We start from the raw sequence: 13,577 nt of genomic DNA, 5'->3' as shown, positions 1-13,577 counted from the left end.
CATGAACGTTTTCAAATCCATCGAAGCCCGGCCCATGCCCGGGCGCAGCTCTGGCCCTGTGGCCTGGTTGCGCAGCAACCTCTTCTCCACTCCTGGCAACAGCCTGATGTCGCTGGCGCTGCTGGCCGTGTGCCTGTGGGCGCTGGTCTCCTCGCTCGACTGGGCCGCGTTGCAAGCTGTCTTCGGCAGCAACTTACAAGCTTGCAACGACGTGCGTGGCGTGGGGGCTTGCTGGGGCGTGATCTCCGAAAAAGGCCGCTTGATCGTGATGGGCCGTTACCCCGAGACCGAGCACTGGCGTCCGGTGATCGCCACTGCCCTCATGTTGGGCGTGGTGGTCATCAGCTGCATGCCGCGTTTTTGGAGCAAGACACTGCCGCTGATCTGGGCCGTGATGCTGGTGGTTTATTTCGTGCTGATGAAGGGCGGATTTTTCGGCCTGACCGAGGTCGACACCGACCAGTGGGGTGGCTTGCCGCTCACGGTCATGCTCACCGTGATTTCCATGACGCTGGCCTTTCCGCTGGCCATCTTCGTGGCGCTGGGCCGTCGCTCCAACATGCCCGCCATCAAGACCCTGTGCACGCTCTATGTGGAGCTGGTTCGCGGCGTGCCGCTGATCACGGTGCTGTTCATGGCCTCGTTCATGCTGCCGCTGTTCATGCCCGAGGGCGTGAAGATCGATGTGCTGGTGCGCGTGGTGGTGGGCATCACGCTGTTTTCTGGGGCCTACATGGCCGAGGTGATCCGCGGTGGCTTGCAAGCTTTGCCCAAGGGCCAGACCGAAGCGGCCGCCACCTTGGGCCTGAGCTACTGGCAGACCCAGCGCATGATCGTTTTGCCCCAAGCCTTGGCCACCGTGGTGCCGTCCATCATGAACACCTTCATTGGCCTGTTCAAGGACACCTCTCTGGTGACCATCGTGTCGCTCTATGAGCTCACGGGCGCATTGGGCTTGGCGCTCAACTCGGACGCCGACTGGCGCCCCTTCAAGATCGAAGCCTACCTGTTCATCACCTTCATTTATTTCGCGTTCTGCTTTGCCATGTCGCGCTACAGCCTGTGGATCGAAGAGCGCACGGCCGTGAGCAAAGTCCGCTGAACGAAAGACCCCCTATGACCTCCAACGCTACCCCCCTCATCGAGTTCAAAGGCGTCAACAAGTGGTACGCCAGCAACGGCTACCACGTGTTGCGTGACGTCAACCTGCAGTTCGCCAAAGGCGAAAAAGTGGTCATTTGCGGCCCTTCGGGCTCGGGCAAATCCACCTTGATCCGCTGCATCAATGCCCTGGAGGAATACCAGGAAGGCACGCTCACGGTGGACGGCACCGTGCTCGGCGATGACCTCAAAGGCATCGACAAAGTGCGCCGCGAAGTCGGCATGGTGTTCCAGCAGTTCAACCTGTTCCCTCACCTGACGGTGATGGAAAACCTGATCTTGTCACCCACCTGGGTGGCCAAGATGCCGCGCAAGGAAGCCGTTGACAAAGCCATGGTGCAGCTCGAGCGTGTGCGCATTGCCGAACACGCCAACAAGTACCCGCTGCAGTTGTCCGGCGGTCAGCAGCAGCGCGTGGCGATCGCGCGAGCGCTGTGCCTGACCCCCAAGATCATGTTGTTCGATGAGCCCACGTCGGCGCTCGACCCCGAGATGATCAAGGAAGTGCTGGACGTGATGATCGAGCTGACCAGCCAGGGCATGACCATGTTGTGCGTGACGCACGAGATGGGTTTTGCCAAGGCGGTGGCCGATCGCGTGATCTTCATGGACCAGGGCCAGGTGGTTGAACAAGCGCCTCCCCAGCAGTTCTTTGATGCGCCGCAGACCGACCGGGCGCAGGATTTCCTGTCCAAGATCCTGGGGCATTGATTTCATTGGGGTCATTTAATTGGGGTCAGATCCCGATGAAATGTTGGGTGCTTTTGAGCGTCCTTGGCCGGGATTGCGCCCGGCAGCGCACTCACTTTCTTTGCTTCGCCAAAGAAAGTAAGCAAAGAAAGGCGAGCCGCAGTCAGGGCCCTTCGGGTTCCTTGCGCTGCTCGCAGCGGGCGGGGTCGGGTGCAAACTCGCTTCGCTCAAACAAGCACCCGCCCTGATCCGCCCGCTGCTGCGCTGCTCAGCCCTGCCAGAACGGCATGAAGTCCTTGCGGGGCATTGCTTCGCTCGCCCCCGGAATTCAAGACCCGACGTTTCGCTGGTCTTGTAAATAGGCTTGGCTTCTTTCTACCCGTTCACCACCAACGCTCTCACCAGAGGTGGGGCTGCGGGTTGGGGCGATTTGGCGAGCTTGCGAGTATGAGCCCCGGCCCGCAGCCCCACCTCTGGTTCTACGAGCCGTTCTCCCAGGAGCCCCGGCTTCTGCATGCCCCCACCGCAGGTTCAAGCAACCTTCACTCAACGCCCCGGCCCACAGGTTTGAGACAATACACCCCATGACCCAAGAACTCACCCTCATTCGCCCCGACGACTGGCACCTGCATGTGCGCGACGGCGCCGCCCTGAACGTGGTGGTGCCTCACACCGCCGCCCAATTCGGCCGTGCCATCATCATGCCCAACCTCAAGCCGCCCGTGACCACCGCCGAGCAGGCGCGGGCCTATAAGCAGCGCATCCTGGCCGCTGTGCCAGCGGGCATGGCCTTTGAGCCACTCATGACGCTGTACCTGACAGACAACTTGGCCCCGGCCGAAATTGCCCGCGCCAAGGCCGCAGGCGTGGTGGCCTGCAAGCTCTACCCGGCAGGCGCCACCACCAACAGCGACGCGGGCGTGACCGACCTGCGCAAAATCTACCCCGTACTTGAAGCCATGCAACGCGAAGGTGTGCTGCTGCTGGTTCATGGCGAAGTCACCTCGTCCGACATCGACCTGTTCGACCGCGAAGCGGTGTTCATCGAACAACAGCTCAAGCCACTGCGCCGTGACTTTCCAGGCCTGAAAATTGTGATGGAACACATCACCACGAAAGAAGCCGCCGAGTATGTGGCCGCTGGTGACGCCAACCTGGGCGCCACCATCACGGCACACCACCTGCTGTACAACCGCAACGCCATCTTCACAGGCGGTATTCGCCCGCATTACTACTGCCTGCCCGTGCTCAAGCGCGAAACCCACCGCCTGGCGCTGGTGCAAGCGGCCACCAGTGGCAACGCCCGTTTCTTCTTGGGCACCGACAGTGCCCCCCACCCGGCGCACCTCAAAGAGCACGCCAGCGGTTGCGCCGGTTGCTACACCGCACACGCCGCCATCGAGATGTATGCCGAGGCTTTTGAGCAGGCCAGTGCACTGGACAAGCTCGAAGGCTTTGCCAGCTTCTTTGGCGCCGACTTTTACGGCTTGCCGCGCAACACGGACCGGGTCACCCTGCGCCGCGAAAGCTGGACGCCTGCTGAAAGCTTTGCTTTCGGCGAAGCCGAACTCAAGCCCCTGCGTTCGGGAGAAAGCCTGCCGTGGCGTCTGGTGGCGGGCTGAACCCCAACCGGGCCGGGCACCGCTGCGCGCACGCCTCCAGCTTGGGGGTGTCCGACATCGACTGGGCCGCGCCTTGGTTGGCCGACTGGCGAGGGGTGGGTGAGTCCATCGCACGGCAAGTGGCGGCAGGCGTGCCCCAGCCCGAGGCCTTGAATGCGGCGGGCCGTGCCCCCGTGCGCTTTGTGCCGCAAGCCGACTTGCCCGAAGGCCAGGCCTACGAAGACTTTATTTTTGCCATGGGCCAGGTGCCCACCCGCGAAGGCCTGCACGACTTCTTCAACGCCCTGTGTTGGATGCATTTCCCGTTGGCCAAAAAGCGCTTGAACCAGTTGCAGGCCCGCGAAATCGCCCGCGCTGGGGTGGGCCAGGTACGGGGCCCGGTGCGCGACGCCGCCACCGTCTTCGATGAAAACGCATTGCTGATCCAGCCCTCCGATGCGTTGTGGGCCGCCTTGACCGAGCACCGCTGGTTGGATGCCTTTGGGGGGTTGCGCAGTGAGTGGGCGCACACGCGGCTGTGGGCTTTTGGTCATGCGGCCCTCGAAAAAGCGGTGCAGCCCTACAAGTCGATCACGGTGCACCTGTGGCGTGTGCCGCAAGATGTGGCGCAGCCCGACCTTGATGCTTGGCTGGCGCGGGACCTCACGCCCGAAAAATTGGCCCACAAACCCTTCAGTCCCTTGCCCTTGCTGGGGGTTCCGGGCTGGTGGCACGCCAACGAAGACTTGACGTTTTATGCCGATGCCAGCGTGTTCCGGCCCCGCAGAGCGCCACGCCTGCCGGAAAAACCGTACGCCAGTCCGGAAATCATGCCCACGGCTTGATTTTGGATTCTGACGCCCTAATATCCGTCCCAACGTGCCCGCGTCTTTCGGGTGAAAGTGAAACTCAACATGAAACGCATTTTTCTTTTTGTGGTGACCAACTTGGCCGTTGTGGTCGTGCTGGGCATCGTCGCCAACTTGCTGGGCGTCAATCGCTTTTTGACGTCCAACGGACTGAACCTGGGCGCTTTGCTCGGTTTTGCGCTCATCATGGGCTTTGGCGGCGCCATCATTTCTTTGCTGATGAGCAAGTGGATCGCCAAAATGTCCTCGGGCGTCAAAGTCATTGACCAACCGGCCAACGCCGACGAAGCCTGGATTGTGAACACAGTGCGCAAACTGTCCGACAAAGCGGGCATTGGCATGCCCGAAGTGGGCATCTTTGAAGGCGACCCCAACGCCTTTGCCACAGGTGCTTTCCGTGACTCGGCCTTGGTGGCCGTCTCAACCGGTTTGCTGCAAAACATGACGCACGAAGAAATCGAGGCCGTGTTGGCCCATGAAGTGGCGCACATCGCCAACGGCGACATGGTCACCATGACCTTGATCCAGGGTGTCATGAACACCTTCGTGGTCTTCATCTCCCGCGTGGTGGGTTATGCGGTGGACAGCTTCTTGCGCAAGGGCGACAGCGAAAACTCTGGCCCTGGCATTGGCTATTACGTGACCACCATCGTGATGGACATTTTGCTGGGCTTTCTTGCCGCCATCATCGTGGCCTGGTTCAGCCGTCAGCGCGAGTTCCGCGCCGATGCCAGCGCCGCGCAGCTGATGGGCCGCAAGCAGCCCATGATCAACGCCTTGGCTCGCTTGGGCGGCGTGCACACCGCCGAGTTGCCCAAGACCATGGCCGCCATGGGCATTGCTGGCGGCATCGGCCAGCTGTTCAGCACCCACCCGCCCATCGAGCAGCGCATCGCCGCGCTGCAAAACAGCGCCTTATAAAGACGACTCGTCTTTGGCCAATGTGTCCAGGTGGGTGGTGTCACCCCAACCCACCAGCGACAGGCCTTGAGGTGTCCACAGCAGGCGATTGACAGAGGTGTTGGTCAACTGCCAGGTGCGGGGTGCTTGCAGCTCAAGGTGGGTGGCGGCTCGGTACAAAATGTCCAGCACGCCCCCGTGGGCCACCATCACCACTTGTTGGCCACGATGTTGGGCGGCCAGCTCGTCCACGGTGGCCACAATCCGTTCACGTAAGGTGATCAAAGACTCACCACCCTCCGGCGGCGTCCAATCCGGCGTACGTTTGCGCCAGTGCCAGGCGTGTTCGGGCAGCTCAGCTTCGATTTCGGCATACGTGCGGCCCTGAAATGCGCCAAAGTGCCGCTCTCTCAGACCAGGATGTATTTTTACGGTTAGACCCAGGGCTTGCGCAATGGCTTGTGCTGTGGTGTGAGCACGCGACAGATCGCTCGCATAAATGGCATCGATGGTTTCGCGATGTGCCAGTGCTTGGGCCAGGTGCTGCGCTTGGCGCAGGCCCACCTCGTTGAGTGGGATGTCGAGGTGGCCTTGCAGTCGGGTGTCCACATTCCAGGCGGTCTCACCGTGGCGTATCGCCAAAATTCGTGTCGGTTCCATAAATTCCTGAAGTCAGCGCGGCAATTCGATGTTGACCCGGCGTGGGCCTGCGGGTGGGTTGGGGAAATTCGCCAACGCAGCCTGGAACAAGGTGGCAAAGATCGGCACGCTGTCGCTCCAGGGTCCGGCGTGGCTGGCTCGGGTTTCGTAGACCACCTGGCCTGATTTCAAGTCGCGCATGACCACGCTGACTTCGCGCCGGTAATGTGTGGGCGGCGGGAAGCGCATGCCCACACCCAGTCCGACGTGCGAGCCCAAGTTCCGACCAAAACCCGAACCGATGGCGATGCTGCCGTAAGGTGTCCAGCCCGGCCCGAGGGGGCGGCCCCAAGGGTCGGCCTCGTATTGCGTGCCGCTAAAGCCCACCATCACGCTCAGGCTGGCTGCGGCATCGTCTCGCACCAAACCCACTGCCGTCATGGCGGCCTGAGCTTGCTGTTCGGCCAGACCAGCTTCGGGGTTGTGCACTTGCGAGGGCAGGCGCTCGAAACGGTACTTGGCCCCTTGCAAACTCATGCCGGGCGGCGCGGCCGCCACCGAGACCACATCGCTGTCGATCAGCCGCATCGAGGCGCAGCCCGACAGCCAACTCAAGGCCAGTGCAGCCGAGGCCATCAAAAACCACCGCGTGAGATGCTGAGTTGTTGTGCGCATGCGTTGTTCCCAAGAGGTTCACATGGAGATGACCTGAATGCCCGGCAAAGAGGGCTCCTTGAACTCCTCCTCGTCAAAGGCTTTGTCGCCGTCATCCGATTCGACGCCCGTGATTTTCAGATCCTTGAAGCCGTGCAGCTTGGCGTCCATCAAATGCGAGGGCACCACATTTTGCAAAGCGGCAAACATGTTTTCAATCCGGCCGGGGTGCTTCTTTTGCCACTCGCGCAGCATGTTGCCCACTTGCAGGCGCTGCAGGTTTTCCTGGCTGCCACAGAGTGTGCACGGAATGATGGGGAACTGTCGGTGCGCTGCCCAACGGATCAGGTCGGACTCTGCCACATAGGCCAGCGGGCGGATCACCATGAACTCGCCGTTGTCGCTCACCAACTTCGGGGGCATGCCTTTGAGCTTGCCGCCAAAAAACATGTTCAAAAAGAAGGTCTGCAGCATGTCGTCGCGGTGGTGGCCGAGCGCCAACTTGCTGCACTTCAATTCACGCGCTACGCGGTACAAAATGCCCCGGCGCAGGCGCGAGCACAGGCTGCACATGGTCTTGCCTTCGGGGATCTTGTCTTTCACGATCGAGTACGTGTCTTGTGTCTCGATGTGGAACTCCACCCCCAGCTCTTTGAGGTAAGCGGGCAGGATGTGGTCTGGAAAGCCAGGTTGCTTTTGGTCCAGGTTGACCGCGACCAGCTCGAAGTCCACCGGGGCACGGGCCTTCATCTTGAGCAAGATGTCCAGCATGCCGTAGCTGTCTTTGCCGCCCGACATGCAGACCATGATGCGGTCGCCCGCTTCGATCAGGTTGAAGTCACTGATGGCTTGCCCCATCTGGCGGCACAGGCGTTTTTCGAGCTTGTGGGTTTCGCGTTCGATCTTGACGGCTTTGGCTGCCTCTGATTCGGCTTGTGCTTGTACCCAGGCGTTGTCTGCTTCTGTATCTGTGTTCATGATGTTCACCACTGTCCGGTTTCCATGCGAATGGCCACTTCGCAGTCTTCAAAAATTTCAAGTTTGGCAATCTTGACGCGCACGCCCAACACGCCGGGCAACTGCATCAGGCGGTTCGAGAGTTTGCCGATCAATGTTTCCAGCAGGTTGATGTGCTCAGCCGTGCATTCATCGATGATGATCTTGCGCACTTTGCGGTAATCCAGCACCGAGTGGATGTCGTCGTCGCTGGGCAGCAGGGGCTGCGTGCCCAAGTTCAATTCAGCATCCACCTGAATCGGTTGCGGGTCGGTTTTTTCGTGTTCCAGGATGCCGAGGTTGGCGTCAAAGCGCAAACCGGTCAGCTCCAGGGTTTGGTGTCCGGCTGGGGTTTTCATGGCGCGGGTTTGATTTGGAAGATTTCGACTCCGACGGCTTCGCAGTCCGGGTACACATCGGGTTTGCAGCTGGACAGGCGCACCGCCTGCACCTGCGGGTGCGCGATCAGCTCGCGCATCAGGTCGTCGCACAAAGTCTCTTGCAACACGATGTGGCCAATGGCCACCCGGCGCGCAATCACCTCGCGGATGAAGTCGTAGTCCACCACCTCGGCCAAATCGTCTTGTGTGGGGGTGGACGCGCTGTAGGGCACGAACAGTTCCACATTGAAGACGATGCGCTGGGGGCCCAGCTTTTCAAAGTCGTGCGCACCAATGCGCACGTCCACCGTGTGGTTGCGCAAAAACAGGCGGCGGCAATTCAGCGCCAAGTCGGTCATCAGCTCGCTCATGCAGGGTCTTTCGGTTCACCCAAAAACATCACGTCGCGTGCCAAAGGCACCAGGTGCTGGCCGTTGTCCACACACACCGTGGTGCCCGTGATGCAGGGGTTTTGTGCCAAAAACAGGCAGGTGGCCGCCACCTGTGCCGGGTCGATCGGCTCGCGCAGCAGGTTCACACGGCTGTTGCGGTCAAAGTTCTCTTGGGTTTGCGGGCCGCTCAAAAACATCAGGCCCGGGGCTACGCCGCACACACGCAATGGGGCCAGGGCTTGGGCTTGCAAAGCCACAGCGCGCTCTAGCGCCAGTTTGGAGACGGTGTAGGAAAAATAATCCGGGTTCAGGTTGAACACCTTCTGGTCCAGGATGTGGACCACGCTGCGCTGGCCGGGCTTTGATTCGGGCGCGGCTTGTTGGGCCATGAGGGAGGCCAACGTCATGGGGGCGATCAAATTCACTTCGAGTTGCAGGCGGGCACCGGCCAAGTCCATGTCGCTGCCCTCGTCCGGCTCGAACAGCGAGGCGTTGTTCACCACGCAGTCGAGCGGCCCGGTGGTTTGCGAGATGTGGCTCACCATGCGCTCGACCTCCAAGCCTTGCGCCAGATCGGCTTGCACCAGTTCGATCTTGGCGCCCTTTGACTGCAGTTCGGCCTGCAGGGCCTGCGCCGCAGCAGCCGAGCGTTGGTAGTGGCACCACACGCGCCAGCCCGCCGCCGCAAATTGGCGAACGATCTCTGCGCCCAGGCGGTGAGCGCCTCCGGTGACCAGAACTTGTTTCATGAATGTGAGCAGCTTGTGGTTAGAGCGATGATGGATTGTCAGGAAAGTTGGGTTCAGGAAGCTTGTCACACCGGACTTGATCCGGGGTCCATATTTGCGCAACCCCGGATGCAGGATCAAGTCCGGCATGACAGCCGTTCAAGCCAACCATCAATTATCGGCCAAGCCATGAATGCCGATCCCGGTGCCCCGGCAAACCCCTGCTCGCCTTCGGCGACAATTGCCGCGTGACCACGTCGAACCTCAAGCCCTCATCCGAGCTGAACCCACTTATCCACCAGGCCATCGCCCGGGCAGGGGGCTGGATCGGTTTTGACCGTTTCATGGCCATGGCCTTGTACGAGCCGGGCCTGGGGTACTACACCAACGCCCTTCAAAAGTTCGGCGCCATGCCATCCTCGGGCAGTGACTTTGTCACCGCACCGGGCATGTCCCCCCTGTTTGGCCAAACCCTCGCCGTGCAGCTGCAAGAGGCCCTGGCGGCCACAGGCACAGATGAAGTCTGGGAATTTGGCGCGGGCACCGGTGCACTGGCCTTGCAATTGCTGGACAGCTTGGGCGACGCGGTGGCGCGTTACAACATCATTGATTTGTCGGGTACCTTGCGCGCCCGCCAAGCCGACACCTTGCTCCAACACGCGGGCAAAGTGCGTTGGCTGGACACCTGGCCCGAGGCCATTGAGGGCGTGGTGGTTGGCAACGAGGTGTTGGACGCCATGCCGGTGCAGCTGCTGCAGCGTACACAAGGCGTCTGGCACGAGCGCGGCGTGGTCAGTGCCGGTGAGGATTTTGCTTGGCAAGACCGGATCACCGATTGGCGCCCGCCTGTCGAGATCGAGGGTGAGCACGATTACCTGACCGAAATTCACCCCCAAGGCGAGGCCTTCATCACCAGTTTGGCCGAGCGGCTGCTGGCCGGGCGGGGTGGAGCAGCGTTTTTCCTGGATTACGGCTTTCCCGAGGGCGAGTACTTTCACCCGCAGCGCCACATGGGCACTGTCATGTGCCACCAGCTGCACCAAGCGGACGACAACCCCTTGGTGGCGGTGGGCCAAAAAGACATCACTGCGCACGTCAACTTCACAGGCGTGGCCTTGGCTGGGCAAAACGCAGGTTTGAATGTGCTGGGTTACACCAGCCAAGCCTGGTTTTTGCTGAACCTCGGGTTGGCCGAGCGCATGGCCGCTGCCAGTTTGGCCGAGCGCAGCCAGGCCCAGCGCCTGATCAACGAGCACGAAATGGGCGAGTTGTTCAAAGTCATTGGGTTTTCCACCACCACCGACTGGTCTGCCCAGGGCTTTGCCCGGGGCGACCGCTCTCACCGCCTGTAGACGGCACCCAGGCAAGCTATGTTGCGTTGGCTCATCGTGGTGTTTCTCGCTCTGATCATTTTCAGTGGCCTACAAAAGTGGCTTGAAAAAATTGGCATCGGCCGCCTGCCCGGAGATTTTCGCTTTCGCCTGTTCGGCCGCGAGTTTTTCATCCCCATCACCAGCACCTTGCTGCTGAGCATGGTGGCGGCAGGCATTGCGCGTTGGGTCTGAGGCGTGCTTTAAGGGCTTGTTAGCCGAACGTGTTACAGTGCAGCACGCCATTGGCGACTTATGCCCATCTCGCTCTAGCCGAGCCGATAGCGCATCCCGGCAGAGGGATGCCAGTCTTGTCCTCCACTGTGCACATCGCCCGCCATGCTTTCCTAAGCTGGGCCCAGACGATTTTTTGCTTCCTTTTTTAACGCACCTCTGCACGGTGCTGTTGTTGGGCAGGCCTTCAGGGCTGCTTATGGGGGCGCTTTTTTGGCAGCAGGACATGCCAAGACCCGTGCCGCTGCACAGCCCCCAAGAGGGCCGAAAAAAGCGGTTCGACCCCCTCCGTTAAAATACATGACCATTTCATATTGTTCACACCAACCCATCTCCATGGGAAAATTCCGAATTCAGCCGTGCTCCAGGGCTTTGCCCAATGGCGCATTTGGCGCGCAAGTGTCCGTGGCCAGTGGCCGTGGCAGCGCCAGCACCGACCGTGTGATGCGGTTTGTGCCCGAATTCGCCACCCCGGCCGCCGCCAGCCAATACGCCCTCGATGAAGGCTTGTTGTGGGTAGAGCGCCAGACGACAAAACCGATCCTGCTTTGAGAAAGACGTTTTAAATGGCTAAAGAAGAACTGATTGAACTGATGGGCGTTGTCAACGAGGTGTTGCCCGACACCCGTTTTCGCGTGACCCTGGACAACGGCCACCAACTGATTGCTTATTCGGCTGGCAAGATGCGCAAGAACCACATCCGCATTTTGGCGGGTGACCGTGTGACCCTTGAGCTCTCGCCTTACGACCTGAGCAAAGGCCGCATCAGCTTCCGTCACCTGGCGGGTCGTGCCCCCATGGCGCCGCGCCGCCCACCTGCACGCTGAGTTTGTCCGGCCCTTCGCCTTGACCTGAATCAGGGCGATTGGGCCTTGAATCGTGCAGCATGACCCCCAAGTGATTTTGAAACACAGGGGATTACATGACCGATTCAGCCAGCGCTTTGCACATTGTTTGTCCGCATTGCCACACCACCAACCGCGTGCGTGTGGATGATTTGCACAATGCACCCGATTGTGGACAGTGCCACAAACCTCTTTTTGACGGCCGCCCACTGGAGCTGGATGCTGCCAGCTTTGACAAACACATCGGCCGCAGCCATGCGCCGGTGTTGGTCGATTTTTGGGCCCCTTGGTGCGGTCCTTGCCGGATGATGGCCCCGGCTTATGAGCAGGCCGCTGGCCTGTTGGCGCCCCAAGTGCGGGTGGCCAAACTCAACACCGAAGAAGCGCAGGCCATCGCCGCCCGCTTCAACATCCGCAGCATCCCCACACTTGCCTTGTTTGTCGGCGGCAAAGAAGTCGCCCGACAGGCGGGTGCATTTCGCACCGCGCAAGACATTGCCGACTGGACGCGTTCGCATCTTTGAAGGTGTGTTCAGGACCGACGGCGAGGTCTCAGATCTGAGAGAGTTACTACGACCTTGAGATTTTTCGGATCAGCCATCCCAGCAATAGCCATTGAATGGCGCCCAGAGTGAAAAATGGCATCCAAATCAACAACATGTGGATAGCGTGAGATGGGTTGTTGACCGTGCCCAAAGTATTCAGGCCTATGCCTGTCAAAACGGATGAGGGCATATTCAGCAAATACATCAGCATGGCCAACTCACCGCCACTGGAGGGCGTTTCTCGAGCCAGTATGGCTTGCGCCAGCACCAATACGTTGACGCTGAGCCAGGCACGAACGAGCCATTTCATAAGGGGCTCGAATCTATGTCTGCCAAGGCGCGAGCTCTGGCTTTAAAAATTCGTTGGCCTATGTCCTGACCTTTCAAACCTTCTTGCTGAGCCAACGCAGCAATTTCGGCTGTTTTGACGCCCAAAACAAGGTGCTGGACTTTCAACAAGCGCCCAGCCTGCGGGTAAGCCGCTTCTTCAAACCCCAGCCGTCCCCGTGCATCGCACTCACACGCTTGCAACACCCGCGCAAAGCGCTCTGGCTGGCGAATGGCGTCGCAACGGTCGAGCAAACGCATCAAGGCCTCTGGCCCGAGCTCGGCGCTGCGGTGGATGTTGCCGTGTTCACGTGCCACCACCTCGGCCAGTTCCTTGCAGTCGGTCGGCACGCGCAGGCGCTCACACACTTTTTGCAGCAATTTGACGCTGCGCCCTTCGTGGCCGAGGTGGCGTGGCAGCACGTCGGCAGGTGTGGTGCCTTTGCCCAGGTCGTGCATCAGGCAGGCCATACGCACCGACAGCGGCATGTTCAAGCGTGCAGCCATGTCCATCACCAGCATCATGTGCACGCCCGTGTCGATTTCGGGGTGGTATTCCGGGCGCTGGGGCACGCCCCACAAACGGTCCATTTCGGGCAGCAGCACCTTCAGGGCGCCGCATGTGCGCAGTACCTCGAACATGCGAGAGGGCCGATCGCTCATCATGCCTTTGACCAACTCTTGCCAGACGCGTTCGGGCACCAAGTGGTCCACCTCGCCGTCCTCGACCATCTGGCGCATCAAGGCCATCGTTTCATCGGCTACAGAGAAGTCGGAAAAACGCGCAGCAAAGCGTGCCAGCCGCAGGATGCGCACCGGGTCTTCGGCAAAGGCCTCGGTCACGTGGCGCAGCACCTTGGCTTGCAGGTCACGCTGGCCACCGTATGGGTCAACGATCTTGCCTGTCCAGGCGCTGGGGGCTTTGTGCGCCAGCGCCTCGGGCACGGCCATGGCGTTGACCGTGAGGTCGCGCCGGGCCAGGTCTTCTTCGAGCGTGACGTCGGGCGCGGCCTGCACCGCAAAACCTTTGTAGCCCCGCGCTGTCTTGCGCTCAGTGCGGGCCAGTGCGTATTCCTCGCGGGTCTGCGGGTGCAAAAACACCGGAAAGTCCTTGCCTACTGGTACAAAGCTCTGCGCGGTCATGGCCTCGGGCGTGCTGCCCACCACCACCCAGTCGCGGTCGTTGACGGGCAGGCCCATCAAAGCATCACGCACCGCACCGCCGACGACAAAAACCTGCATGTCC

Annotated in this window: 18 protein-coding genes; 10 read left to right on the top strand and 8 right to left on the bottom strand. The window is 60.7% G+C overall.

Features of this window, described 5'->3' with window-relative positions; translation table 11 throughout:
* The first annotated feature begins 1 nt into the window (after position 1).
* The 5 genes from B9Z50_RS03180 to htpX all read left to right on the top strand — a co-directional run bounded on the left by B9Z50_RS03180 (position 2) and on the right by htpX (position 5,242).
* Complete coding sequence (locus tag B9Z50_RS03180) at positions 2-1,102, top strand: amino acid ABC transporter permease (RefSeq protein WP_233249727.1); 1,101 nt, start codon at positions 2-4, stop codon at positions 1,100-1,102.
* 14 nt (positions 1,103-1,116) lie between these two features.
* Positions 1,117-1,872, top strand: coding sequence for an amino acid ABC transporter ATP-binding protein (locus B9Z50_RS03175; RefSeq protein WP_108362183.1), 756 nt, complete (start codon positions 1,117-1,119; stop codon positions 1,870-1,872).
* Between the two features lie 563 nt (positions 1,873-2,435).
* Entirely contained in the window at positions 2,436-3,473 is a 1,038-nt protein-coding gene (pyrC, locus tag B9Z50_RS03170) for a dihydroorotase (protein WP_108362182.1), read from the top strand.
* A 47-nt stretch (positions 3,474-3,520) separates the two neighbouring features.
* Positions 3,521-4,297 (top strand): DUF3025 domain-containing protein, encoded by a 777-nt coding sequence (locus B9Z50_RS03165; protein WP_108362545.1) that lies wholly within the window; start codon positions 3,521-3,523, stop codon positions 4,295-4,297.
* Between the two features lie 69 nt (positions 4,298-4,366).
* Positions 4,367-5,242 carry a protease HtpX gene (htpX, locus tag B9Z50_RS03160; RefSeq protein WP_108362544.1) on the top strand — a complete coding sequence of 292 codons (876 nt, stop codon included), beginning with the start codon at positions 4,367-4,369 and terminating at the stop codon, positions 5,240-5,242.
* Here htpX and B9Z50_RS03155 read toward each other — a convergent pair.
* From B9Z50_RS03155 to B9Z50_RS03130, 6 genes are read right to left on the bottom strand one after another with little or no spacing between them, the layout of a single operon-like run.
* Entirely contained in the window at positions 5,237-5,881 is a 645-nt protein-coding gene (locus B9Z50_RS03155) for a histidine phosphatase family protein (RefSeq protein WP_108362181.1), read from the bottom strand. The two genes, htpX and B9Z50_RS03155, sit on opposite strands and share 6 nt — an antisense overlap.
* Before the next feature lie 12 nt (positions 5,882-5,893).
* Positions 5,894-6,535, bottom strand: coding sequence for a DUF4136 domain-containing protein (locus B9Z50_RS03150; protein WP_108362180.1), 642 nt, complete (start codon positions 6,533-6,535; stop codon positions 5,894-5,896).
* A gap of 18 nt (positions 6,536-6,553) precedes the next feature.
* Positions 6,554-7,492 (bottom strand): tRNA 2-thiocytidine(32) synthetase TtcA, encoded by a 939-nt coding sequence (gene ttcA, locus B9Z50_RS03145; protein ID WP_108362543.1) that lies wholly within the window; start codon positions 7,490-7,492, stop codon positions 6,554-6,556.
* A gap of 5 nt (positions 7,493-7,497) precedes the next feature.
* On the bottom strand, positions 7,498-7,869 hold the full coding sequence (locus B9Z50_RS03140; RefSeq protein ID WP_100173549.1) for a dihydroneopterin aldolase: 372 nt from the start codon (positions 7,867-7,869) through the stop codon (positions 7,498-7,500).
* Complete coding sequence (locus B9Z50_RS03135) at positions 7,866-8,261, bottom strand: dihydroneopterin aldolase (protein ID WP_108362179.1); 396 nt, start codon at positions 8,259-8,261, stop codon at positions 7,866-7,868. The genes B9Z50_RS03140 and B9Z50_RS03135 overlap by 4 nt, the downstream gene beginning before the upstream one ends.
* The gene (locus B9Z50_RS03130) at positions 8,258-9,031 is read right to left on the bottom strand and encodes an SDR family oxidoreductase (RefSeq protein WP_108362178.1); all 774 of its coding nucleotides are present in this window, start codon (positions 9,029-9,031) and stop codon (positions 8,258-8,260) included. The genes B9Z50_RS03135 and B9Z50_RS03130 overlap by 4 nt, the downstream gene beginning before the upstream one ends.
* Before the next feature lie 227 nt (positions 9,032-9,258).
* Here B9Z50_RS03130 and B9Z50_RS03125 point away from each other — a divergent pair, with 227 nt between their 5' ends.
* From B9Z50_RS03125 to trxC, 5 genes are all read left to right on the top strand, one after another.
* Positions 9,259-10,362, top strand: a complete 1,104-nt coding sequence (locus B9Z50_RS03125) for a class I SAM-dependent methyltransferase (RefSeq protein ID WP_108362177.1) — start codon at positions 9,259-9,261, stop codon at positions 10,360-10,362.
* Positions 10,363-10,380: 18 nt separating this feature from the next.
* Positions 10,381-10,575 (top strand): DUF2905 domain-containing protein, encoded by a 195-nt coding sequence (locus tag B9Z50_RS03120; protein ID WP_108362176.1) that lies wholly within the window; start codon positions 10,381-10,383, stop codon positions 10,573-10,575.
* 375 nt (positions 10,576-10,950) lie between these two features.
* The gene (locus B9Z50_RS03115; protein ID WP_228763367.1) at positions 10,951-11,166 is read left to right on the top strand and encodes a hypothetical protein; all 216 of its coding nucleotides are present in this window, start codon (positions 10,951-10,953) and stop codon (positions 11,164-11,166) included.
* Between the two features lie 14 nt (positions 11,167-11,180).
* Complete coding sequence (gene infA / locus B9Z50_RS03110) at positions 11,181-11,441, top strand: translation initiation factor IF-1 (protein WP_019426546.1); 261 nt, start codon at positions 11,181-11,183, stop codon at positions 11,439-11,441.
* A 95-nt stretch (positions 11,442-11,536) separates the two neighbouring features.
* Complete coding sequence (trxC, locus tag B9Z50_RS03105; protein WP_108362175.1) at positions 11,537-11,983, top strand: thioredoxin TrxC; 447 nt, start codon at positions 11,537-11,539, stop codon at positions 11,981-11,983.
* Positions 11,984-12,029: 46 nt separating this feature from the next.
* On the opposite strand, the gene B9Z50_RS03100 is transcribed toward trxC, so the two are convergent.
* Entirely contained in the window at positions 12,030-12,314 is a 285-nt protein-coding gene (locus B9Z50_RS03100) for a hypothetical protein (protein ID WP_108362174.1), read from the bottom strand.
* Positions 12,311-13,573, bottom strand: coding sequence for a multifunctional CCA addition/repair protein (locus B9Z50_RS03095; protein WP_108362173.1), 1,263 nt, complete (start codon positions 13,571-13,573; stop codon positions 12,311-12,313). The genes B9Z50_RS03100 and B9Z50_RS03095 overlap by 4 nt, the downstream gene beginning before the upstream one ends.
* Positions 13,574-13,577: the final 4 nt, after the last annotated feature.

The organism is Limnohabitans sp. Bal53, assembly GCF_003063355.1.
Taxonomy (GTDB): domain Bacteria; phylum Pseudomonadota; class Gammaproteobacteria; order Burkholderiales; family Burkholderiaceae_C; genus Limnohabitans_A.
Note: the sequence above shows the minus strand (reverse complement) of the source record. Positions and strands in the feature narration are given on the sequence as shown.

Coding starts and splice junctions, on each gene's coding strand:
- B9Z50_RS03180 (WP_233249727.1), top strand. CDS start 2: ATGAACGTTTTCAAATCCATCGAAGCCCGGCCCATGCCCGGGCGCAGC.
- B9Z50_RS03175 (WP_108362183.1), top strand. CDS start 1,117: ATGACCTCCAACGCTACCCCCCTCATCGAGTTCAAAGGCGTCAACAAG.
- pyrC (WP_108362182.1), top strand. CDS start 2,436: ATGACCCAAGAACTCACCCTCATTCGCCCCGACGACTGGCACCTGCAT.
- htpX (WP_108362544.1), top strand. CDS start 4,367: ATGAAACGCATTTTTCTTTTTGTGGTGACCAACTTGGCCGTTGTGGTC.
- B9Z50_RS03155 (WP_108362181.1), bottom strand. CDS start 5,881: ATGGAACCGACACGAATTTTGGCGATACGCCACGGTGAGACCGCCTGG.
- B9Z50_RS03150 (WP_108362180.1), bottom strand. CDS start 6,535: ATGCGCACAACAACTCAGCATCTCACGCGGTGGTTTTTGATGGCCTCG.
- ttcA (WP_108362543.1), bottom strand. CDS start 7,492: ATGAACACAGATACAGAAGCAGACAACGCCTGGGTACAAGCACAAGCC.
- B9Z50_RS03140 (WP_100173549.1), bottom strand. CDS start 7,869: ATGAAAACCCCAGCCGGACACCAAACCCTGGAGCTGACCGGTTTGCGC.
- B9Z50_RS03135 (WP_108362179.1), bottom strand. CDS start 8,261: ATGAGCGAGCTGATGACCGACTTGGCGCTGAATTGCCGCCGCCTGTTT.
- B9Z50_RS03130 (WP_108362178.1), bottom strand. CDS start 9,031: ATGAAACAAGTTCTGGTCACCGGAGGCGCTCACCGCCTGGGCGCAGAG.
- B9Z50_RS03120 (WP_108362176.1), top strand. CDS start 10,381: ATGTTGCGTTGGCTCATCGTGGTGTTTCTCGCTCTGATCATTTTCAGT.
- B9Z50_RS03115 (WP_228763367.1), top strand. CDS start 10,951: ATGGGAAAATTCCGAATTCAGCCGTGCTCCAGGGCTTTGCCCAATGGC.
- infA (WP_019426546.1), top strand. CDS start 11,181: ATGGCTAAAGAAGAACTGATTGAACTGATGGGCGTTGTCAACGAGGTG.
- trxC (WP_108362175.1), top strand. CDS start 11,537: ATGACCGATTCAGCCAGCGCTTTGCACATTGTTTGTCCGCATTGCCAC.
- B9Z50_RS03100 (WP_108362174.1), bottom strand. CDS start 12,314: ATGAAATGGCTCGTTCGTGCCTGGCTCAGCGTCAACGTATTGGTGCTG.
- B9Z50_RS03095 (WP_108362173.1), bottom strand. CDS start 13,573: ATGCAGGTTTTTGTCGTCGGCGGTGCGGTGCGTGATGCTTTGATGGGC.